Annotated in this window: 19 protein-coding genes and 1 pseudogene; 12 read left to right on the forward strand and 8 right to left on the reverse strand. The window is 42.2% G+C overall.

The window, feature by feature from the left end; genetic code table 11:
- The first annotated feature begins 233 nt into the window (after positions 1–233).
- A complete protein-coding gene (locus LC608_RS14050; protein ID WP_229554138.1) occupies positions 234–1,403 on the forward strand; it encodes a glycosyltransferase family 4 protein in 1,170 nt (389 codons plus the stop codon).
- A 63-nt stretch (positions 1,404–1,466) separates the two neighbouring features.
- On the forward strand, positions 1,467–2,651 hold the full coding sequence (locus tag LC608_RS14055; protein ID WP_229554139.1) for a glycosyltransferase family 4 protein: 1,185 nt from the start codon (positions 1,467–1,469) through the stop codon (positions 2,649–2,651).
- A gap of 87 nt (positions 2,652–2,738) precedes the next feature.
- Here LC608_RS14055 and LC608_RS37275 read toward each other — a convergent pair.
- Together LC608_RS37275 and LC608_RS14065 are read right to left on the reverse strand one after the other, a co-directional pair.
- Positions 2,739–3,102 (reverse strand): annotated as a pseudogene (locus tag LC608_RS37275) (hypothetical protein).
- Between the two features lie 125 nt (positions 3,103–3,227).
- Positions 3,228–3,497, reverse strand: a complete 270-nt coding sequence (locus tag LC608_RS14065) for a hypothetical protein (RefSeq protein WP_100900343.1) — start codon at positions 3,495–3,497, stop codon at positions 3,228–3,230.
- A gap of 439 nt (positions 3,498–3,936) precedes the next feature.
- Here LC608_RS14065 and LC608_RS14070 point away from each other — a divergent pair, with 439 nt between their 5' ends.
- On the forward strand, positions 3,937–5,235 hold the full coding sequence (locus tag LC608_RS14070; protein WP_229554141.1) for a sodium:proton antiporter: 1,299 nt from the start codon (positions 3,937–3,939) through the stop codon (positions 5,233–5,235).
- Between the two features lie 170 nt (positions 5,236–5,405).
- Here LC608_RS14070 and LC608_RS14075 read toward each other — a convergent pair whose 3' ends face one another.
- The 3 genes from LC608_RS14075 to crtD form a co-directional block, all read right to left on the reverse strand.
- Positions 5,406–5,795, reverse strand: coding sequence for a hypothetical protein (locus LC608_RS14075; RefSeq protein ID WP_229554142.1), 390 nt, complete (start codon positions 5,793–5,795; stop codon positions 5,406–5,408).
- Positions 5,796–6,028: 233 nt separating this feature from the next.
- Positions 6,029–7,135, reverse strand: a complete 1,107-nt coding sequence (locus LC608_RS14080) for a saccharopine dehydrogenase family protein (protein WP_229554143.1) — start codon at positions 7,133–7,135, stop codon at positions 6,029–6,031.
- 211 nt (positions 7,136–7,346) lie between these two features.
- Complete coding sequence (gene crtD, locus LC608_RS14085; RefSeq protein WP_229554144.1) at positions 7,347–8,918, reverse strand: C-3',4' desaturase CrtD; 1,572 nt, start codon at positions 8,916–8,918, stop codon at positions 7,347–7,349.
- 195 nt (positions 8,919–9,113) lie between these two features.
- Here crtD and LC608_RS14090 point away from each other — a divergent pair, with 195 nt between their 5' ends.
- From LC608_RS14090 to LC608_RS14110, 6 genes are all read left to right on the forward strand, one after another.
- Positions 9,114–11,174, forward strand: coding sequence for a hypothetical protein (locus LC608_RS14090; protein WP_229554145.1), 2,061 nt, complete (start codon positions 9,114–9,116; stop codon positions 11,172–11,174).
- A gap of 150 nt (positions 11,175–11,324) precedes the next feature.
- Complete coding sequence (locus LC608_RS14095) at positions 11,325–11,768, forward strand: hypothetical protein (protein ID WP_229554146.1); 444 nt, start codon at positions 11,325–11,327, stop codon at positions 11,766–11,768.
- Between the two features lie 289 nt (positions 11,769–12,057).
- Positions 12,058–12,129: a hypothetical protein gene (locus LC608_RS37545; RefSeq protein WP_374108401.1), complete on the forward strand. Its 72-nt coding sequence runs from the start codon at positions 12,058–12,060 to the stop codon at positions 12,127–12,129.
- 292 nt (positions 12,130–12,421) lie between these two features.
- Complete coding sequence (gene aspS / locus LC608_RS14100; RefSeq protein ID WP_229554147.1) at positions 12,422–14,209, forward strand: aspartate--tRNA ligase; 1,788 nt, start codon at positions 12,422–12,424, stop codon at positions 14,207–14,209.
- 244 nt (positions 14,210–14,453) lie between these two features.
- The gene (locus LC608_RS14105; RefSeq protein WP_229554148.1) at positions 14,454–14,897 is read left to right on the forward strand and encodes a GNAT family N-acetyltransferase; all 444 of its coding nucleotides are present in this window, start codon (positions 14,454–14,456) and stop codon (positions 14,895–14,897) included.
- Positions 14,898–15,144: 247 nt separating this feature from the next.
- Complete coding sequence (locus LC608_RS14110) at positions 15,145–15,915, forward strand: Uma2 family endonuclease (RefSeq protein ID WP_229554149.1); 771 nt, start codon at positions 15,145–15,147, stop codon at positions 15,913–15,915.
- A 135-nt stretch (positions 15,916–16,050) separates the two neighbouring features.
- Here the strand turns inward: LC608_RS14110 and LC608_RS14115 are convergent, their stop codons facing one another.
- A complete protein-coding gene (locus tag LC608_RS14115; protein WP_167755997.1) occupies positions 16,051–16,206 on the reverse strand; it encodes a hypothetical protein in 156 nt (51 codons plus the stop codon).
- A gap of 111 nt (positions 16,207–16,317) precedes the next feature.
- Between LC608_RS14115 and LC608_RS14120 the strand changes: the two genes are divergently transcribed.
- On the forward strand, positions 16,318–17,121 hold the full coding sequence (locus LC608_RS14120; RefSeq protein ID WP_229554150.1) for an S-adenosyl-l-methionine hydroxide adenosyltransferase family protein: 804 nt from the start codon (positions 16,318–16,320) through the stop codon (positions 17,119–17,121).
- A gap of 72 nt (positions 17,122–17,193) precedes the next feature.
- Here the strand turns inward: LC608_RS14120 and LC608_RS14125 are convergent, their stop codons facing one another.
- Positions 17,194–18,795 carry a peptide ligase PGM1-related protein gene (locus LC608_RS14125; protein WP_229554151.1) on the reverse strand — a complete coding sequence of 534 codons (1,602 nt, stop codon included), beginning with the start codon at positions 18,793–18,795 and terminating at the stop codon, positions 17,194–17,196.
- Positions 18,796–19,486: 691 nt separating this feature from the next.
- Between LC608_RS14125 and LC608_RS14130 the strand changes: the two genes are divergently transcribed.
- A complete protein-coding gene (locus tag LC608_RS14130; RefSeq protein WP_229554152.1) occupies positions 19,487–20,359 on the forward strand; it encodes an SDR family oxidoreductase in 873 nt (290 codons plus the stop codon).
- Between the two features lie 200 nt (positions 20,360–20,559).
- Positions 20,560–20,817 carry a hypothetical protein gene (locus tag LC608_RS14135; RefSeq protein ID WP_229554153.1) on the forward strand — a complete coding sequence of 86 codons (258 nt, stop codon included), beginning with the start codon at positions 20,560–20,562 and terminating at the stop codon, positions 20,815–20,817.
- Positions 20,818–20,872: 55 nt separating this feature from the next.
- Here the strand turns inward: LC608_RS14135 and mgtE are convergent, their stop codons facing one another.
- Entirely contained in the window at positions 20,873–22,273 is a 1,401-nt protein-coding gene (gene mgtE, locus LC608_RS14140; RefSeq protein WP_229554154.1) for a magnesium transporter, read from the reverse strand.
- Between the last annotated feature and the right edge of the window lie 416 nt (positions 22,274–22,689).

Here is a 22,689-nt window from a genome sequence, read left to right on the forward strand (position 1 = left end):
GCTTTCTAGATTGGCAGGTATCATATATATCTAGCTCGGTGTTGTTTAGTTAATAAAAACACAGTTTTCATTCCATGTTGACGTTGACATATAAATAGTTTATAAATTGGTGTTCTATACAAAAAATCTTATTGGTAATGTATATTCGTAAATTTTAATGATTCAGGTTTAGATACAGATGTAGGAGCGCATAAATGTGCGCCTGTTTTAATATATTTATAGGAGATATATCAGTGAAAAATAAACCAGAAAATTTTGCTTCATCATCTGCATCTATTCTCACCCTTGGATTGGGCTGGTTTCCCAAAAGTCCCGGAGGATTAGAAAGGTATATTTATGAACTTACTCATAAATTAGCTGCAAATAAAGACCAGGTTGAATTATGCGGAGTCGATCTACCAGAGGCTGAAATAAATTCGCCGATTAAGCTGACTAATTTAGCGAGTCCCGACAGTGCTATTTGGCAAAGATTATGGTCTATTCGCAGTAATTTTCAGAAAACAAGAGCAGGGAAACCAGATGCTATTAATTTGCACTTTGCATTATATAGCTTTCCTATTTTAGATATTTTACCAAAGGGAGTGCCAGTTACTTTTAACTTTCATGGCCCTTGGGCTTCTGAGAGTCAGCAAGAAGTGGTTAATAAAAACCTTAGTCTTTTAATCAAGCAGTGGCTAATAGAACAAAACACTTATAATCGCTGCGATCGCTTCATTGTTTTGAGCAAAGCATTTGGTAAAATTTTACATGATAAATATCAAGTACCGTGGAGCAAAATTAATATTATTCCTGGTGGAGTTGATATCAACTGGTTTCAGCCAAATTTATCACCCCAGGAGGCTTGTACAAAGCTAGGCTGGCCAACTAATCGCCGTATCCTATTTACATCGCGCCGCTTAGTACATCGAACCGGAGTTGACAAATTATTACAGGCACTGGCTATAATTAAGCCCAGAATACCAGATGTTTGGCTAGCGATCGCAGGTCGTGGTCACATCCAAGCTGCACTACAACAACAGGCTATAGAACTAGGACTAGCCGACAACGTTAAATTTTTAGGTTTTCTACCTGATGAGCAATTACCTATAGCTTATCAAGCTGCTGAATTAACTGTCATGCCTAGCCAATCTTTTGAAGGATTCGGATTAGTAATAATTGAGTCTTTAGCGTGTGGTACTCCTGTTTTATGTACTCCAGTTGGAGGAATGCCAGAAATTTTGTCAGGATTTTCACCCGATTTAATTACTACTTCAACAGAAGCCTCAGCTATTGCTGAAAAATTAGAGCAAGTGCTTTTGGGAAATATCCTTATACCTTCGCGAAAAGCTTGCCGCCAGTACGCTACCACACACTACGACTGGAATCAAATTGCCCAACAAGTACGGAAGATTTTATTAGCTTAAACAACTGATTGTAATAAATTTTACGGGTGCTACGTGTGTCAAATTAGATAAAATAGAGGTTTAATGAAAATTTTTTTTCTAGACCAAAGTGGTAAACCAGGCGGCGCAGAATTGTGTTTAATAGATATTGCTAAACCTTATGGCGATCGCGCTTTGGTAGGTTTATTTGCAGATGGGTCATTTAAAGATATACTACAGCAAAATAATATCCCAGTAGAAGTTCTTGCAACTCAAGCAATCCAAGTTCGCAAAGAAAGTAGTTTGCTACAAGGATTAAAGAGTCTGGGAAAACTTGCACCTTTGATTACTAAGGTAGTTAAAATAGCGCGTGAATATGATTTAATCTATGCCAATACTCAAAAAGCATTAGTTGTGGGAGCATTAGCAAGTTTTTTCAGCCGTCGCCCTCTCGTTTATCATTTACATGATATTCTTTCCACAGAACATTTTAGTGCAACGAATCTTCGTATTGCTGTTAACTTAGCTAATCGTTTTGCATCATTAGTAATTGCCAATTCCCAAGCTAGTAAAACAGCCTTTGTACAAGCGGGGGGACGCCCAGATATTATCGAAGTTGTTTATAACGGCTTTGAAACAAAAAAATATCAAATTGATGAGTTTGACATTAATAAATTACAGCAACAGTTAGGATTGCAAGGTAAATTTGTAGTCGGACACTTTAGCCGTCTTGCACCTTGGAAAGGGCAGCATATTTTAATTGATGCCCTTGCGAAATGTCCGCCAGAGGTGACAGCAATTTTAGTGGGTGATGCACTATTTGGCGAACAAGATTACGTCCACCAGTTACACCAACAAGTTGCTGAACTGGGATTAGAAAACCGTGTCAAATTTTTAGGATTTCGTTCTGATATTCCTCAGTTAATGGCAGCTTGTGACTTGGTAGCACATACTTCTACTTCCCCAGAACCCTTTGGTAGAGTGATTGTTGAGGCGATGCTATGTGGAAAACCTGTAGTTGCAGCAAAAGCTGGCGGTGTAATGGAATTAGTAGAACATGGACTTAATGGTTTTCTAGTGACACCAGGAGAACCCCAGGAACTTGCACAAATAATTATCACCTGTCTTCAGGAGACAGAAATAACTGCAACTATAGCTAATAATGCCCGGACTACTGCTAGTCGGCGTTTTGATGTTGCAATTATTAATCAACAAATTGCCCAACTGCTGTCTCACAGATTAAATACAGACCTAACCCCCAGCCCCTTCCCTACTAGCGTTGGGGAGTAAGATTCAAAGCCTCTCTCCTTTTAGAAGAGAGGTCATAAATGTATTGCAGGATAACCGCAGGCTTGAATCTGGGGTTTATGGATGTGATTACAAACCAACTAATTCACGACATTCTAAATCAGACAGTTGTTGAGCAATCGGTAATCTTGCTTCCAACTTAGCTAGACTAAATTGGTTACGCAGATATTCCAAATGAGCGATGTCTGACGACAAGCCGCTTTGCGTCTACGCGCTTTATCGAGAGTTAATCGAATTTGGGTGTCTATTGCCTTTTGATATTCATGATTCACAAGCAGCACTTCAAAGCGACGAGACTTGCGTTGAGCATCATTTTTCAAATCCATCTCAAAGGCGGCGACACGATCTGCATTGCCTTCAACTGAGAGTCTATTTCATTAGCCCGTTGGGCAGCTTGTGCGATCGCAGCTGGGTAATGACTCAGTTGCATCATTTAATAATTTTCCTCTCAGGTCAAATATATTCATGATTCCGTTAGCCGTCAGACTTCAGTCTGCGGCTACACAAAGTAAGCCTGCATAAGCAGGCTTTATTTTCTGCTAAACTCTGCACTTTAGCTCAAGCCGCTTCCCGCAGTTGTGGTTGTGACGGCACACTCACTTCTGGAAACGAAAGCGAGAGTTGTTCGGCTTGAGGGACTGCGGCTTGCTCTAAAACTTGAACTTCGATATTCACGCTCACTAAATAACTGCCTGTATCAGCACCAACCGCTTCAGCAATTAATTTGGCAATGTCTGGGCGTTTGGCAGTCAGCGGGTCACGTAAAATACACCGATCCCATTCATGCTTGGCAGTCGGATTGAGGTTGAGAATGTAATGCTTCATCATCGAACTAACCCTTGAATCCATCTTCCAGAAGGTTTTCACAGAGCCGTTATACATTTAGCTAGGCTTTGTGGACGCTATCTATATTATAGTATATTTGTACTAAATTGGGTGATATCTGAGTGAGAAAGTAGGGAATATAGACCATTAGCAGGAGCGCACACAATACGGTTCGGATAAGATCCCCCCGCCTGTGGCGACCCCCTTAAAAAGGGGGTAAAGGAGGAAATTAGCCCGCCAATTAGATCGGGGGGTTGGGGGGATTCTTCGCTCGGTGGGCAAAGCCAACGCCACATTTATCTATTTCCTTTCTTCGCAAATTTGGTAGCGGTGTAAATCCCCAATCTGCAATTCAAGAAAATCTGCCCATAGGTAAGTTCTAACATCATGGTATTGCAACTAAGCTTACAAAGTAACGCCTAATTTTTATATAAATCGCTATATGGTAGATATCTATATTATTAACTTATTTGTGATTGGTCTACTTCTGTTAATCGTCACATTAGGGTCAGGTTGGATTGCTCGCTTACCTCTTTCATTTGCCCTTATCTACCTAATAGTTGGTATTTTTCTAGGCCCTAACGGCTTTGGGCTGATTCAATTACGTCGAGATGAAGTTTTCAACGCCGAAGTGCTGCAAAGAATAACAGAACTTGTAGTAATTATTTCTGTGTTTGGCTGCGGCTTAAGAATTGTTCGTCCTCTAAGGTTGGGGGTTTGGGATATTACAGCCCGATTGATTGGATTTCTGATGCCAATTTCAATTCTTGCTCTGGCTGCTGTGGGTAAATTATTTTTAGGAATGAATTGGGCAGAAGCGATTTTATTAGGAGCAATTCTTGCACCTACCGATCCAGTATTAGCATCAGAAGTACAACTGACCGATATAAACGACCAAGATGAGTTGAGATTTGGTTTAACTTCTGAAGGTGGGTTAAATGATGCTTTAGCTTTTCCCTTCGTTTATTTTGGTCTTCATGCATTAGAAGATGATAACTGGGGGAACTGGTTTAAACAGTGGATTGCGGTTGATTTAATTTGGGCGATCGCAGCTGGGATTGTTATGGGAATTGTGGTTGCCAAATCTCTAGTTTGGATTGAAAAAAGAATTCAAAAACGCCGTCGTCCTGATGAGTTAATGGAAGATTTTATTGCTATCAGCACTATTTTAATCAGTTATTCATTAACAGAAATGGTGAATGGCTATGGATTTCTGGCAGTATTTGTTGCTGGGTTAGTTGTCCAACGCAGTTACAGAAATCCTGACAAACCGTTAGCACAGTTGGAATTTGTTGAACAAGTTGAAAAGCTGCTGGAAGTTGGGACAATTTTACTATTGGGTTCAATATTATTATTGCAGCCAATGCTTAAGTATGCTACGCAATCTTTATTAGTTATAATTTTATTATTCTTCATAATCCGACCTATAGGAGTTTGGATTAGCACTATAGGTAAACGTCCTGTAGACTCACACCGCCGAAGCATGCACCCAGGAACTCGGTGGTTATTTGGATGGTTTGGTATTCGCGGTGTCGGCTCTTTATATTATCTTGCCTATGCGTTTGGTCATGGCTTAAAAGGTGAAGCTGCCGAACAAATTGCTTGGATAACTTACACTACTATTGTAGCTTCTGTGATTATACACGGCATTAGTTCAACTCCATTAATGAAGTGGTATGAGCGCAATATTGCTAATCAGAGAAAGACTACTTCTCCCGACACAATAGATGAATTTGAGTAAAAGCGATTTTTATTTGTAGGGTGTGTTATACCAGACACTAACGCACCTTAAATTGTTGATAACACACCCTACAATTTAATTTTCTAAACCTGACTCAAAAGCGGAGATAGGCTTTGAATCTTACTCCCCAACGCTAGTAAGGAAGGGGTTGGGGATTAGGCATATATTTCCTATTTACCTGTCACCTTTTCAATAACTTCTTTTGCTTTTTCACCAAAAGTTTCTGGGGGATTTTGTTCTTGTTCAGCCTTCAAATTCCTTTCGTAAGTCTTCTCTATAGTAGTAAGGTTTTTTGAATCTTTTATTGCTTGCTCATAAGCTTCTTGTCGTTCTTCTTCTTGAATGCCAATACCTGGGTCAAATTCGTTAGCACGATTAATTTTTTCTTCAGAATTTGGTTTATACTCTGGCGGTATTAGCTTTAATTCTTCAAGAGTAGTTGCATAACTAGGTTGCTGAACGAAAATGAAAGAACCTGACAAGCTAATGAAAATAATTAAACCAATAACCAAAAAGCTTGAACGTAATGCTTGTTTTAAAGTTAATAGAATTTTTTGCACGAAAAACTCCTCCTGTTGTTCTGTTATAAGCCTTGGTTATGTATAAATATATTCAATATTTCAGGCTCACAGGCATCCTATATGTTTAGGTACAGTTTTTCCTTCTATCGCAAGATATATTAATTTTCACATCTAGTAGGGGCGTACAAATGTACGGCCCTACCTGTGTATCTGAATATTTCGTAAAATCGGATAAAATTCTTACCCAGTGTGCTTAACCTAAGCGCATTAACCTATAACCAACTGTGATTAATTTTAATTCCTCGACTTTGGATTATCTCTTCAAATAAATCTGTTGGTAGAGCTTCTTCTACAGCAAAAACACCTGGTTTTTTAAGTTTACCTTCTAGCAATAATTGGGCAATACTACCTGTACCACAACCAGAAGCCACTGCTGTATTTTCATGCACTACAGTTGAACAATAAACGGCGGTTTCACCATTTTTTTGTCCTGTCACTTCTGAACGAACTGCTACACCAATCCCAGTAAAATTATTAGTGACATCTGTCATTGAATGACTGACATGAGACAGAAATTCAATCATGTAACGACGCTGCATTAACCACTTAGGAAAAACGTGTGCCGCAATCCAAGTTAGGTAATTGTAAAAATCGGGAACAGAGCCAAATTTAGTAATTACAGTTTTTACAGATGGGAAAGCTTTGGGCAGTGTAAAGGTTTCTGGCATATCAAACCAGTAAACTCCGGTGCGTCCATAGGGAGGTGGAAAATCAACTAATTCTCTTTCACTATAAGGCTTGATTATCTTCCATTTTCCATCTATCCAAGTCTCAAAAGGATACTGCAACCCAAGAAAAGTTGTCCGCATCACTGTAATGCCAGCACCGCCAGAACCCGAAACTAAATAACTTAAATGGATCTTTTCTGGTTTATCAAATTGTTCAACACCTTGACGTACCATGCTGTTAGAAATACCAGGAAAAATACCAGTATTAATAATTGCCGTCACACCAGCAGCAGCAGCTTGTTCACTAAAATTGAGAGCTTTGCTGGTATAAGAACGATGGTCACTGACATCTACATAATTAACGCCTTGAGCAATACAGGTTTCAAGAACATTAGTATCTCGATAGTGAAATGGGCCAGCACAATGGATAACTAAGGTAGAGTTTGCGATCGCATCTTGCAACTTGTCAAGTTCTGCCAAGTCCAATACCAAAAACTGCACTTGTCCTCCCGAAGACAAGCTAACAGCCTTCCCAAACTCCGCAGAACGTCCAGTAATTGTAATTTTAGCCTGCGTATGGGTAGCTAGATCCTGAGCAACACTGCTACCAATCCGCCCCCTTCCACCAAGAATTAAAACGCTGTCTGTCATTACTCCAGCATTCGCAACAATAACTTAATTTGACCAGTTTTCCGTCCCCTTTGTCATCGGTTACAAGTATGACTTGCCTGCTAAGGAAGGAGGACTTTTTAACGAAGAGGCAGGGGGCAGGGGGAAATGAGCCTAACCCCATCAAGAACTACTGTGGAATGAAGGGGCAACATGGGTCTGAGTCCCCCACTTCAATAAGCGTGGTTCTGGTTCAGGCGGGGTCGAAGCCCCTTGCTGTTCTATCCCCCTTGCTCCCTGCTCCCTGCCCCCTTGCCTCTTCTTCAATTTGCCTAACTACCGTCAGCGCCGAATAACTCACCCCAGCAGTACCTTCGCCGGGATGAGTGGAATCACCAACTAACCACAAATTCTGGATGGGTGTACGATTGGCGAACCCAAAGGGGCCAAAGGTAGGAATCCTTTGACCAATACCGCCTACTATACCGCGATCGCGGGCTGTGAAATGAGCAAAAGTGCGGGGTGTTGCCGCTTCTTGATGAATAATAGTTTCCGGTTTGAGGTAGAAGTATTGGGCAAGGCGAGCGATCGCTTCTTGGGTAAACTTTTCTTTTAATCCTTCATAATCTTCAGTCTGCCACCACTGTGCAGGATCGACAAATGAAGAAGCAATAATTGTCGCTTTCCCTTCCGGTGCGCGGCCGTCTCTAGGATGACTGACGGAAACAAATAAGGAATTATTCTCGCCAATGGGGCCATTGACATCGTACAGAAATTGTAAGTGGGGAGGGCATTCAAGCGGAATCGCGCTGGCATCTACACCCAAATACACCACAAACGCACCCGATGCTTGGGGCAGTTTTTCCACCCGATTTTTATATCCAGATGGCGCTTGTTCTCCCAATAACTGCACCAAGTTTTGCACGGTGACATTGCTAACTATGTGGTCGGCGGCTTCTGTCCAGACTTCGCCAGTTTTCTGATTTCTAATGACTACAGCAGTAGCTTTACCGTTTTCTACTTTGATTTGTTCAACAGTGTGGCGCATCAACAATTTGCCGCCATCTCTTTCTAAGGATTGTACCAAGCGATCGCTCAATACTTGCATACTTCCCTGGAGGTGAAACAATCCTTGGGGCAGTTGGGATACACTCAACGCTGTTGCAGCATAAAGTAATGCTGTCTGTTCTGCATCCACCTGGGAGTATAGCTTTAGTTGTAAATCCAAAAAAGTCCTCAATCGCTGGTCATTTCCCAGTCCACATAACCGTAAAGCATCTCCTACCGTAAACAAAGTGAAGGGTACGGTAATTAATGTACTAGGACGCACCGCTTGCGCTAGTTGCCACAAATCCCATAAATTACGCGGCGGTAGCACCGGATCGCGTCCTTGAAATTCCCAACTAGCATCAAATAAAGTTGCCATCAACTGCCAAAACGGTTCGCTACCAGGAAACTGTTTTTGTCGTTCCTCTTGCCATTTCTCTTGGTCGCGCCAAACATTAATCGGTGTGCTTTCCCCAGGTAAATAGACCGCACAAGCAGGATCGCAAGGCGTTGCTGGCGGTAAATCTATTTCTAATTCTGAGAAAATGCGGTGGTGAATTCCCCCTGGTTCCAACCCCGCCACCTGAGTTGCTCCCACATCAAAGGTAAATCCCTGCCGTTTAAACGTCGAAGCACAGCCTCCTGGTACGAGAGCCTGATCCAAAATTAAGACGCTGTAACCTCTATGAGCTAATAATGCTCCAGCAGTCAGCCCACCTATTCCCGCACCGATAACGACAACATGAGAGTTACTTTTGTCAAGAGAAATGCTGGACATTGATTAGTTTATTTAAAATTCTTAACATTTTTAATTATAATTTTAACTTCTCTGCCCCATCTGTGCCCATGCAAATATTTCCAGTATCGGTGAGAGCAGATTCTAACTTTTTGTAAAGATTGCATAGGAAAACACGTAAAGTTATCTGCTTGATATCGAGAAATTAATAGAGGTTTCCTTTAAGGATGAAATTACATGTCAGTATCAGCTTCTTTAGACCTGTCTAAAACTTTCTTCCTCAACAGCTTACTAGGAGCTAATCAGACAATTTATTTAGATTTCGACGGCAATATCACCTCTGGTACTTCCTGGAACACAAGTGAACGTCCGGCTAACATTATCACCCCTGCCTTCGACTTCGACGGCAATACAGCATCCTTTAGCTCGGCTGAACTTGAAACAATTCAGTATATCTGGCAGCGCGTCGTTGAGGATTTCAGTCCGTTTAATGTTAATGTCACAACGCAGGCTCCAGCAGATATTAACGATTTGATTAAGAGCGGCAGTAATGATACTCGCTGGGGGGTGCGTGTTGCGATCGGCGGTAGCAGTTACGATTGGTATGGTAAAGGACTCGAAGGAGTCGCCAAATTTGGTTCTTTCAACTGGAATAGTGATACTCCTGCCTTTGTTTTTGCTAAAAATACGATCAACGGTGATGAGAAGGAGACGGCTGAGACTATCTCTCATGAAGTAGGTCATACGCTAGGATTCGAGCATGATGGACGAATAACCCCCGATGAAGAATACTACGAAGGACATGGTAGTGGAGAGACTAGCTGGGCACCGATCATGGGATTTGCGGGGTATTACCAGGAGCTAACCCAGTGGAGTAAAGGCGAGTATGCTTCTGCTAACAATACTGAGGATGATTTGCAAATTATTACGACCCAAAATGGGTTCACCTACCGAGCCGATGATTGTGGTGATGCAATTGCGGCAGCAAAGCCACTAACAATTTCTGGTACGTCTATCAGTGATAGTGGCATCATTGAGCGCAATACAGATATAGATTTTTATAGTTTTGTTACAGATACTGGTCTGATTAGCTTGATAGTGAATCCTTTTAGTCGAGGGCCAAACTTAGACATTTTGGCAGAGCTATACAATTCTGCTGGTACCTTAATTGCATCGTCCAATCCAACAGATTTACTATCTGCAAGTATTACAACAAATGTCGTTGCTGGAAATTATTACCTCAAAATTGATGGTATAGGAAAAGAAAATCCTCTTTCAACTGGCTACACGGATTACGGCAGTTTGGGGCAGTACTTTATTAGTGGTACTTTAAACTTTTCTAATATCCAGCGATGGGCAACTGGGCAAGGCGGGTTTTGGGATACTCAAAAATGGCTAGTCGGCGATTTTAACGCAGATGGAAAAGATGATTTAGTCAACGTCTTCAATGATGGTGGGGGTCTAGCTAGTATCGATACTCACTTATCTAATGGTGGGAGTTTTGGTATCCAGCGATGGGCAACTGGGCAAGGCGGGTTTTGGGATACTCAAAAATGGCTAGGCGGCGATTTTAACGCAGACGGGAAAGATGATTTAGTCAACGTCTTTAATGATGGAGGTCTAGCTAATATCGATACTCACTTATCTAATGGTGAGAGTTTTGGTATCCAGCGATGGGCAACTGGGCAAGGCAGGTTTTGGGATACTCAAAAATGGCTAGTCGGCGATTTTAACGCAGACGGGAAAGATGATTTAGTCAACGTCTTCAATGATGGTGGGGGTCTAGCCAGTATTGATACTCACTTATCTAATGGTGAGAGTTTTGATAGCCAGCGATGGGCAACTGGGCAAGGCGGGTTTTGGGATACTCAAAAATGGCTAGTCGGCGATTTTAACGCAGACGGGAAAGATGATTTAGTCAACATCTTCAATGATGGAGGTCTAGCCAGTATTGATACTCACTTATCTAATGGTGAGAGTTTTGATATCCAGCGATGGGCAACTGGGCAAGGCGGATTTTGGGATACTCAAAAATGGCTAGTCGGCGATTTTAACGCAGATGGGAAAGATGATTTAGTCAACGTCTTCAATGATGGTGGGGGTCTAGCCAGTATTGATACTCACTTATCTAATGGTGAGAGTTTTGGTAGCCAGCGATGGGCAACTGGGCAAGGCGGGTTTGGGGATACTCAAAAATGGCTAGTCGGCGATTTTAACGCAGATGGGAAAGATGATTTAGTCAACGTCTTTAATGATGGGGGCCTAGCCACTATCGATACTCATATTTTGATTACATAAGGAACCAGACTTTGAGATGAAATTGATAGCCAATAGGACTTGAGATAAGTTTGCCTTGGGGTATGATTACTTACTCAGTGTCGCTGGTAAGTGCCGAGGTGATACGCCAGCACCTCGGAGATATTCCAGCACCGTCGGCATTTCAACAACTTGCTGCACACCATATTTAAGCTGTCGTTATCAATATTATTGCAACTGGTAGCAGTTCCCGGACTTATGGGAGCGGCTCCCGGACTTATGGGAGCGGCTCCCGAACTTATGGGAGCAGTTCCCGGACTTATGGGAGCGGCTCCCGAACTTATGGGAGCAGTTCCCGGACTTATGGGAGCAGTTCCCGGACTTATGGGAGCGGCTCCCGGACTTATGGGAGCAGTTCCCGAACTTATGGGAGCGGCTCCCGAACTTATGGGAGCAGTTCCCGGACTTATGGGAGCAGTTCCCGAACTTATGGGAGCAGTTCCCGGACTTATGGGAGCAGTTCCCGGACTTATGGGAGCGGCTCCCGGACTTATGGGAGCAGTTCCCGAACTTATAGGAGCGGTCTACTTCGCAACATTACTCACTAATTGCGGTGCTTCAAGTTCTGCTTACTAATTTAATTATTAGACCTCTTGCAAAAATCCTTGAATCACCCCTCCCCAACCCTCCCCAACACATCGGGGAGGGCGCAAGATTTTAAGTTTCCCCCCTTTATATCGGGGGGATTAAGGGGGGTCTATTCGACTTATGCAAGAGGTCTATTCATTAACTGGCGACTCCGACGCGGGAGTACCCGCTAACGCAACTATTGGAGACGCACTCGCGTTCGCTATCCCCGACCCTACTCCCCGCTCCCTTGCCTCTATTGACGTTGGATGTAGAAATTGAGTAATTTAATTCTTGGATGTCCCTAATTACAGCTTTAAAAAAAGCAGGTTTTGAGGTAGCAAGAATCCGAGGTAGTCACCATTTTTGATACACAGTGATGGTGGTCGAACTGTTGTTCCAGTGCATTCTGGTGAAACAATAGGTTCTGGTTTGTTAGCACAGATACTCCCTGACTGTCAGATCAGCCGTGATGAATTCTGGGAACTATTGTAAAAATAGGTAAAACTTACCCTTCTGAGTCATGGATTCTCCTATTATGTAGTGTGAAATTATTCCATTTTTTCTTCAACTAGAACTACTACAATTACTATTGATGCTAGATAATGGGAAAGCTTTGACATTTGCTTGCCAATCTAGCCCGGAAACAATAACTAAGACTTATGCGAACTCACTATTGCGGCGAACTCCGAAAAGAACATATTGGAGAAACTGTTACCTTTTACGGATGGATAGACCGTCGCCGCGATCACGGTGGTGTGATATTTTTAGATTTACGCGATCGCTCTGGAATTGTCCAAATCGTCAGTGATCCGCAACGCACCCCAGATTCTTATGAGCAGGCGAACGCCCTGCGAAATGAATATGTTGTCGAAATCACTGGTAGGGTAACACAGCGTCCCGAAGAATCGTTGAATACCCGCATCCCAACAGGCGAGGTGGAAATCTACGCCGATAAAATTCAACTCCTCAATGCTGTTCGCAAACAGTTACCTTTCCAAGTTTCCATTGCTGACACCGAGACAGTGCGGGAAGACTTGCGGCTGAAATATCGCTATTTGGATTTGCGACGCGAACGCATGGCGCAAAATTTGCAACTGCGTCATCAAATTGTCAAAGCCATGCGTCGTTATCTAGAAGATTTGGAAGGTTTTATCGAAGTCGAAACCCCAATACTTACCCGTTCTACCCCAGAAGGAGCGAGGGATTATGTTCTACCCAGTCGCGTCAATCCTGGTGAATGGTATGCTTTGCCGCAATCACCCCAGCTATTTAAACAATTGCTGATGGTATCCGGCTTAGATAGATATTATCAAATTGCCCGTTGCTTCCGCGATGAAGATTTACGCGCCGACAGACAACCAGAATTCACTCAGTTGGACATGGAAATGAGCTTCATGTCCCAAGAAGAAATTATCGAACTGAATGAAAACTTAGTTTGCCATATCTTCAAAACAGTTAAAGGAATTGAGTTACAGCGTCCTTTCCCCCGTCTCACTTACGCTGAGGGGATGGAACGCTACGGGAGTGATAAACCAGATACACGCTATGGTTTGGAATTAGTCGATGTCTCAGATATTGTCAAAGACTCTGGTTTCAAAGTCTTTCGGGACACTGTTACTAATGGTGGTATCGTCAAAATCCTACCCATTCCCAACGGTAACGATGTAATTTCTAATGTCCGCATTAAACCAGGCGGTGATTTATTTAAAGAAGCCAGCGAAGCCGGTGCTAAAGGTTTAGCTTATATCCGCGTCAGAGATGATGGCGAAATTGACACCATTGGCGCGATTAAAGACAACCTCAGCGCTGAACAAAAAGAAGAAATTTTACGCCGTACAGGTGCAAAAGCTGGACATTTGCTATTGTTTGGGGCTGGTGATGCTGCTACAGTTAATAAGACATTAGATAGATTACGGCAAGCGATCGCTAAAGAATTTAACTTAATTGATCCAGAAAAAATCAACTTACTCTGGATTACAGATTTCCCCATGTTCGAGTGGAATGCTGACGAAAAGCGTCTAGAAGCACTGCACCACCCGTTTACAGCACCCCATCCTGATGATTTGAGCGACTTAAAAACTGCACGCGCCCAAGCTTACGACTTGGTACTCAACGGCGTAGAAGTTGGCGGCGGAAGTCTGCGGATTTATCAGCGAGAAGTTCAACAGCAGGTGTTTGAAGCGATCGGTTTATCTCCTGAAGAAGCACAAAGTAAATTTGGCTTTCTCTTAGAAGCATTTGAATATGGTACACCACCGCATGGTGGCATCGCCTACGGTTTAGATCGTTTGGTGATGTTGCTAGCTGGCGAAGAATCTATTCGAGATGTGATTGCTTTTCCGAAGACACAACAAGCACGTTGTTTGTTAACAGATGCGCCTTCGAGTGTAGATGCGAAACAGTTGAAAGAATTGCACGTTGCTTCGACTTATAAACCAAAGTCTTAGTTAACTAATAAATTGTCTAAGTAAGGTGGGCAATGCCCACCAATTACTTGCAATCATACATTGATTCTCTTCGACAACACTGGGTTGATTTGTACAACAGTCTCAAAAATAAAAAATAAGTTCAATTATCAAAGCTTGCTTTTCTCCTTAAAAAAACACGAACATATTTTTTTAATTTTACCTTCTATTTCACTTAACTAAGTAGTATTAGGTGTAAAGTGCATTGAAGTGATTAGGGCACTCAATGGAAGTTATCTTAGCTAATATTAATCATCTTGAAGCTGTTTCAGTATTATTTGATCGATATCGAGTTTTTTACAATCAGCCATCAAATCTTGAAGCTGCTAAGGAGTTTCTCAAAGAACGTTTCAACAATAATGAATCGGTAGTGTTTGCAGCTAATGACAATGGGGAATTAGTCGGATTTACTCAGCTTTATCCCAGCTTTTCTTCAGTGTCGATGAAACGAGTATGGATATTGAACGATTTGTATGTAGAAGAGTCACATCGCCGCAGGGGAATTGCAAAATTATTGATGAGTGTTGCAGAAGAATACGCCAAAGAAAGTGGAGCCGTTAGAGTAATTTTAGCTACTCAAATTTCTAACATAACCGCGCAAAAACTCTATGAAACGCAGGATTACATTAAGAATGAAGAGTTTTACCATTATGCTTTGCGGTTGCAATAGTGGCATGACAACAAACTCAAAGCCTTAGAGCTTTTTGCTGGTATCGGTGGGTTTCGCCTTTGCAGCAACCGCCAGAAATTAGCTATGTAAAAATTTCTAATGCATTACAGTGGCGATCGCAATAGGCTAGGATTATTCAGGTAGCAACTACGACGACAACATATAAGTGTAGAAAATCTACTGGTAGGATGAAAGGGATTAATGCTGCTGCCACAATAGAATTAAGCTGCTAGCCCCAGAATTCCTTATGAGTGAATCTATCATCTTGACAGACACTGGCTTATTACCAGAAGATTTGTTACCAGATGTTAGTCATCTGGTGACAGAGGACGATGAACCCTTGGATAATCTGCCATCTGAAAAACAACAACGCCTGCTGACAGAGACACTTTACAGTTCTTGGAACGGGCCTAGTAATGCCCAAGGGTTTCTTGTGGCTGCCAATGTGGGGTTGTTTCCCAGTAACAAACAACCGCCGATTGTGCCTGATGTATTTTTGAGCCTGGATGTACAAGTAGCTGATAACTGGTGGGAAAGACGGCATCGCTCTTATTTCTTCTGGGATTTTGGTAAACCGCCAGAGGTGGTGATTGAAATTGTTTCAAATCGAGAAGGCAATGAAACAGGACGAAAAATCTTAGAGTATGCCAGGATGCGGGTAATGTACTACATTATCTTTGATCCAACTCGACAACTTGGTGGTGAAGTTCTACAGATGTACGAGTTGCGTGGGCGGCAATATATACCCATGAGTGAGCAATGGCTGACTGAAGTTGAGCTAGGTTTATGTTTGTGGGAAGGTGCCTATGAAGGTAAGCGGGATGTTTGGCTGAGGTGGTGTGACGCTACGGGTAATGTAATTCCTACTGGTGCAGAACGAGCCGAACAAGAACGTTTACGAGCCGAACAAGAATGCTTACGAGCTGAACAAGAGCGAGAAGCTAAAGAAACTGCTCTGCAACGAGCTGAACGCTTGGCGGCACAGTTACGAGCCTTGGGTGTTGAGCCAGAAGTATGAGGTGAGGATGAGGAGTAGGGTAATTCAATTAATTGAAAAACGCTGTAAGAGCAAAATTACCAGGAAACCTCCTCAAAACAAAAAAAACCCGCCATAGCGGGTTACACAACAAACTAAGAACATTGAAAACTTGATTTAGCTGGAATACCTCATTTCAGCTTCCAGTTGACGAATCAGCTGTTCGTCGCCCTTTGCTCTGGCTACTTGCAAGCGATGCTCTAGGCTTTTTTGAATATTCTCTCTATGGGCTTCTTGTGCTTTCCTGCCACTTTGTAGTCTATTTTGATTCATAGTGATTACCTTCTTTAATTTTTTGCTTTATGTCTTGCATTCTTAACATAACACATATTCTGTAGCTGTTGCTACAGAATATTCTAAATTAATATATATTTTAGCAAAAATATGCCTAAGAAGCAGACAAGTCAACAACCACTCCTAACTTTACTAAGCGATTTTGGCGATCGCGATGTTTATGTAGGCATAATGAAGGGTGTCATAGCCCAAATCAACCCCAGACTTACGGTAGTAGATTTAACGCACCAAATTCCGCCGCAAGATATAGCCGCAGCCAGGTTTTCCCTGATGAATGCTTATCCCTATTTCCCTGTTGGTACAGTGCATGTGGCAGTAGTAGATCCAGGTGTAGGAAGCAAGCGACGAGCGATCGCAGTAGAATTTGCTCAAGGGTTTCTCGTCGGCCCAGATAATGGTATCTTTAGCGGGGTACTGAGTCAAAGTCCGGCGATCGCAGCCGTTGAACTTACAAATCTTAACTATTGGCGAACTCCTCAACCAAGCAAGACTTTTCACGGTAGAGATATCTTTGCACCAGTGGGAGCTAATCTTGCTAGTGGTGTCTCTCTTAAAGAGCTAGGACAAGAAATTGATCCAGCAAGTTTGGTAAAACTGGATATAGGCGAGTGCCAGCAAACAACCACTGGTGTAGTGGGTTGTATTCAATATATTGACCACTTTGGCAACTTAGTGAGCAACATTTCAGGAAGTTTCGTACAAGGCAAAACTTGGTCTGTGCAAGCTGCGGGGTTGAGTATACCAGGCTGTGAAACTTATAGTGATGTCAAAGTGGGAGAGATAATAGCTTTAGTAGGTAGTCACGGCTGGGTAGAAATTGCCATTAATAGCGGCAATGCTCACTCAAAGTTGCAGTTAGATTCGCAAGATACGCTTCAAGTTGTGCTAACTTAAATACCGTCAAAGAAAATCGGCTATTCCTCCCACCTCCAAAGTTATTAGTACCAATGACTAATGACTCGAACCTTAACTATGTTCGTCCCAAGCTACGGGAAAGGAATAATCTGAAATCGCCGATAAATTACGATTTTCGCTGCGGGTTTCTTCATCCAGAACTTTGACGACTTTGTTATAAATATCTTGTGCTTGTTGTGGAGAATCTCCGATACTGGTTAATCCCAACTTGCCAAACTGCGAAAGGCAACCCATCAGATGAAACACTGTACCCGTTTCTGTACCACTGTCAAAGTGCAGTCTGTGATGAGCAATAATATCCATCAAATCATTAGGTAATAATCCTTGATAGCGCTCTTTTTGCAGATTATCAGTGGCAATGTAATATTTTGGACGACCTTGCTGACTATAAAATAATCCCGTGGAAAGGTCATAGCGACCATTCGTTAATAATTTCAAGGTCATGAATGGATGAGTTGTACCGCCTTTACGCAGGTTAATTTCGATTGCCTGAATATCCCACTCACCATTACCTTTGTCAACGGCGATAAAATCTACACCAAATCGCTCTAAAGTGCCTTTTTCTGCTAACTTTCTCCCAACTTGTAACCCCAATTGCTGTAATTGCAATCGGTATCTTTCATCAGCCGGAAAGCTACAACCAAGATAAATTTGACCGTCTGGGCCTCCGAGAATTTGGTCGTGGGTTGAAAGGATTTCCACTTCGCCCTGGGGTGTGATCCGTCCTTGGACGCTGGGCGATCGCTTAATTTCCCCTTCCACAAATGCTTCGACAATTGCTCCCAACTCAGGGATTCTTCCGGAAAAATTGTCCCATGTCTCTTTTTTTGCTTGAAAGCGCAGTGTTGAAAAGCGATCGCTAATTGCTGCTACCCTTTCGGCATGAGTCCCTTTATCGGGTGCTAAATTCTCAATCGGTCTAAAATCTAGCAGCGCATTCCCTTCTCCAGAAATGCCTTCGTTGAGTTTTACCACTACCCGTTTTAATGTCGGTTGCCGTTCCCACAAATCACTGGTAGCTTCTGCTAAATCTGTATGGTTCCAAATTTTTTCGCTGCCATCTGGATGCGGTACTCCACTTTCGGCGAAGATTTGCCGACTGCCACTTTTTGTCCCCCAAATCTGTAAATCTGGTGCGGCAGCATAGAGTGGTACACCCAATTTTACAGACAATTCGCCTTCCCAGTGCGAAGAGTTGTAGCAAATCATAAATGATTTATCTAGCCTCAAAGCTTGATGAATCCGCTTTAGCAGGCGGGGGCGTTCTAAAATCTTTTGACTCAGAGGTTTAAGCGAGGAATCGTAAGTAGAAAGTAGCAGCAAACGGTTGCGAGCATGAGAAAAGGGAATTCCTGGCAACAGTTGCAGATAATAATCAATGATACTAGGATGCAACGGTACTGATGTTACATAAACTAGCCGAGTCCGGGGATTTTGCAACCGAATTAAGGAAAATAGTAATCTTTCTTCATAATGTTCGCAGCCTTCGATCTTTTGGAGTTCACGCTGGTCGAGACTCAGGGAGGGAATAATTAAAATATCCGCTTCATTATTATCAAATGACTCGCTTGTTTTCCAGCGATCGCTCAGGCTTAATTGTAAGTGGTGAAACTTTTCAACCTGCTCTGACTCAGAAATATTTAGTATTGCCATAACCCCTACCCTCTAATAATCTCAATGTAGCGCACCATGCAGGCTTTTGGGCTATTATGCAAACTAGTCATCAGATACTTGTGCAAGCAATTTAGTCTGTAAGAAGACAATTATGCAGATATCAGTCTAAATAAATATTAACATTAACAAAAATCAATGGTATTGAAGTAAGTATTTTTGCAACCACGAAGTGAGAAAGTATAAATCTTGATTTTCATTTAGCGAAAATGCCTCAATATTGAGGCAAAGCAAACGATTATAGACTAATTTAGTAACTCTGATTTATTTAATTTATTTTACGTCTTAAGGTTGAGCAGATTTCAGCTTGTTTTACCTCTATGGAGCGATAAAGTACAGCAACATAATAGCTAATTTAAAAGCAGATGAGAACGATAAATCCTTTATTGCATGAGAGTTGTCTACTTATTTTTCGTGGTCAGGTAAAGAGCGTGTGTCAGGTGTGAGGAGAAATAATGTCAGCCGCGTACAATTGCCAGTCATAAGTACGTTTGGTGAGCATCGAAGCTATAAACGCCTAAAGTTGCAAATGGCTAGTGGGAGCCAAAGCAAAAAATAAACCTTGGGTTGAAGTTTCGATCCAAGGTTTACTTTTGAAATGGGCACTAGATGACTGGAAACGGCTTTTTGCAACATCTAATTACATTCAATTTAAATTAGCGAGACAAAACCTATGGCTAAATCAAAAGAGAAAAAAGAGCAAACATTACAACCGCCACAGCAGCAAGAAGCACCAGGTGTTGAATCAGAAATGACGCCAAAACCCAAATCAGATGATGCCCAATATCGGGGTAGTGGCAAGTTACAAGATAAAGTAGCATTGATTACGGGTGCAGATAGTGGTATAGGTCGTGCTGTAGCGATCGCATTTGCTAAAGAAGGTGCAGATGTGGCGATTCTTTACCTCAATGAACACGACGATGCCAAAGAAACAAAACAATTGGTAGAAAAACAAGGGCGTCGTGCAGTAACCATTGCAGGTGATATTGGCAATGAAAGTTTTTGTCAGCAAGCTATCCAACAAACAGTTGGTGAGTTTGGCAAACTCGATATTCTCATCAACAACGCCGCCGAACAACATCCAAAAGAAAGTATCGAAGAAATCACCGAAGAACAACTAGAGCGAACTTTCCGCACTAATATATTCTCGATGTTTTTCATGACTAAAGCTGCACTCAAGCATTTACAACCAGGCAGTTGTATCGTCAATACCACATCGGTAACAGCTTATAAAGGTAGCCCACAGTTACTAGATTATTCCTCTACAAAAGGTGCGATCGTTGCTTTTACTCGTTCCTTATCAAAAAATTTGGTATCAAAAGGAATTCGCGTTAATGCTGTCGCGCCAGGGCCAATTTGGACACCTTTAATTCCCTCAACTTTTCCCGAAGAGAAAGTTGAAAGTTTTGGTAAACAAGTACCAATGCAACGAGCCGGACAACCAGAAGAAGTTGCTCCTAGCTACGTATATTTAGCCTCTGATGATGGTTCTTATGTCTCTGGACAAGTGTTACATGTCAATGGTGGAGATGTTGTCAATGGTTAAGTGAAATAGTTAGTCATTAGTCATTAGTCATTGGTCATTAGTTATTCGCTTTAGATAAATGACAGATGACAAATGACTAATGATAAAAAAATAATCACTCCTAACTCCATCCTTATTTTCCTCCATTGGAGGGATGAATTAATGTTTAAGTATTGATAATCTATCTAGCAACAAACATTTAAGAAATAATAACTACGTCTATGGCATCTCCTACACCATTGCATGGCACGGAACTCGTAGATTGCGCTAGAGCAAATGCCAAGCAAGGAATTGAAACTGCTGCTTATCAATGTGGCTATGGTCAAGACCTTAACAAATTTGCACAAGAACTAAGACAAGCTTGTGAAGAAATGAATTTACAAGTAAAAGAACTTAGCGGATTGATTACTGACCAGGACATGATACTGCAATTGGGTACTGGCGAAATTGTTGCTCCAGATAGCGAATCAGAATTGTAAAAGTTAGTCATTGGTATTTTATTCTTCACTAATGACCAATGACTAATGACTCTCTTCATAATTTTAAAATTGCTCGCGCCAAATTGAAGTAAATCAAAACGCCCACCACATCAACTGCTGTGGTGATAAATGGTGCTGACATTAATGCCGGATCTAAACGGAGGTAGCGAAATAGAAACGGCAATGCTGAACCGGAGATAGAAGCTAAAATAGAAATAGCTACCAGGCTAGTGCCGACAGCGATCGCTACTTCTAATTGTCCTTGCAGAAAATAAGCCCAGACAGTAGCGATCGTACCTAACATTCCTCCTAATAATGCTCCTGCGATCGCCTCCCGACCAATTACTTGCAATGCACCAAGCGATCGGATCTCATCGGTATTCATCCCGCGAATCACCACTGTGGAAGACTGGGCACCCACGTTACCACCAGTACCAGTCAGCAAAGGGATAAATGCTGTTAGTGTTACTACTTTTGCTAAAAGGTCTTCTTGCGACTTAATAATCGTTCCTGTAATGGTATTGGTTACAAGTAAAACCAACAACCATACAACCCGCTTCCGAGCAATTTCCAGTAAATTCATCTGAAAATAGTTGTCGCCCCCCGACTGCACACCACCACCCAAAGCGTAGATATCTTCGGTGGTTTCGCGTTGCAAAATATCAATTACATCATCGACGGTGACAATACCTACTAGACGGTGTTCTCGATCTACCACTGGCACAGCTAGAAAGTCATATCTTTGGATTAATCTGGCAACTTCTTCTTGGTCTGTATCAGTGTGGACAAACACCACATCACGGGTCATAATTTCGCCAATAATTTGCTCAGGCTGAGAAGTCACCAACTCCCGCAACGATACAATCCCCGTTAAGCGCCTTGCCCCATCCATGACATAAAGATAATAAATCATCTCACTGGCATTAGCTAAGTTGCGAATTCGCTCTAGAGCTTGAGCTACTGTAAAGTTTTCTTTCAGTGAAATTAACTCTAGTGTCATGATTCGCCCAGCAGTATCAGCTTCATAACCCAATAGTTGGGCTGTAGCTTGGCGTTCTGCTGGACTCAGTTGTTCTAGAAGACGATTAACGACTTTTGCCGGTAATTCATCAAATAACCTAGCTCGGTCATCCGGCGACATTTGATCGACAATATCGCGGACTTCCTGACTTTTAAGTTCCTCAATTAAGCGTTCTTGAACACTGTAGTCGAGATATTCATAAACCTCGATAGCCTCATCCTTAGAAAGCAAGCGAAAAGCCAAAGCGTGCATCGCTTCTGGCAAACCCTCAATCGCCTCGGCAATATCCGCAGGCTGCACAGGCACGAGAATAGCTTTTGCTCCCTGCAAGTCTCCTGTTTCCAGGAGCATTTGCAGCTGAGTCCGCACTAAATCTCGCAATTCCCTGCGTGAGATATTCTGGATGGTAGAGTTAAAATTGTTGGTCTCAGTCAAAGTCCACTTTCCTCAGCCAGTTTGAACAAGGTTGCTGCCCTTAGTCTAGGGGAAAGTGGGAATGTGCAGGATTAAACTTGTAATTTTCTGACTTTAAATAAATTGAAAACTTTTGTAAATAAGTAAATAATCAGGGTTTCAGACGCTGATAATTCCTTACGTTCAACGCACCCGGTAGGGAATCGTGCTACGCAAAGAAAGCGTCTGTCTGCGACACGCTGCGCGAATATAGAGAAGTTGTCGCGTAACTATTCCCTGGATAGTCCACGGACAACAGGTTTACTCGAAAAGTACGATAATCTCTTAATTCCAGCAGATTGTGTTCTCTAACTTAAATACATGACTGCTGAGGCTTTTGCAAAACTTTTTGCTTCACTCGCTATTAATACTATTCTCTGCTAGTCCTTTAGTACTAA

It is taken from the genome of Nostoc sp. XA010 (assembly GCF_020829625.1).
Classification (GTDB): domain Bacteria; phylum Cyanobacteriota; class Cyanobacteriia; order Cyanobacteriales; family Nostocaceae; genus Nostoc.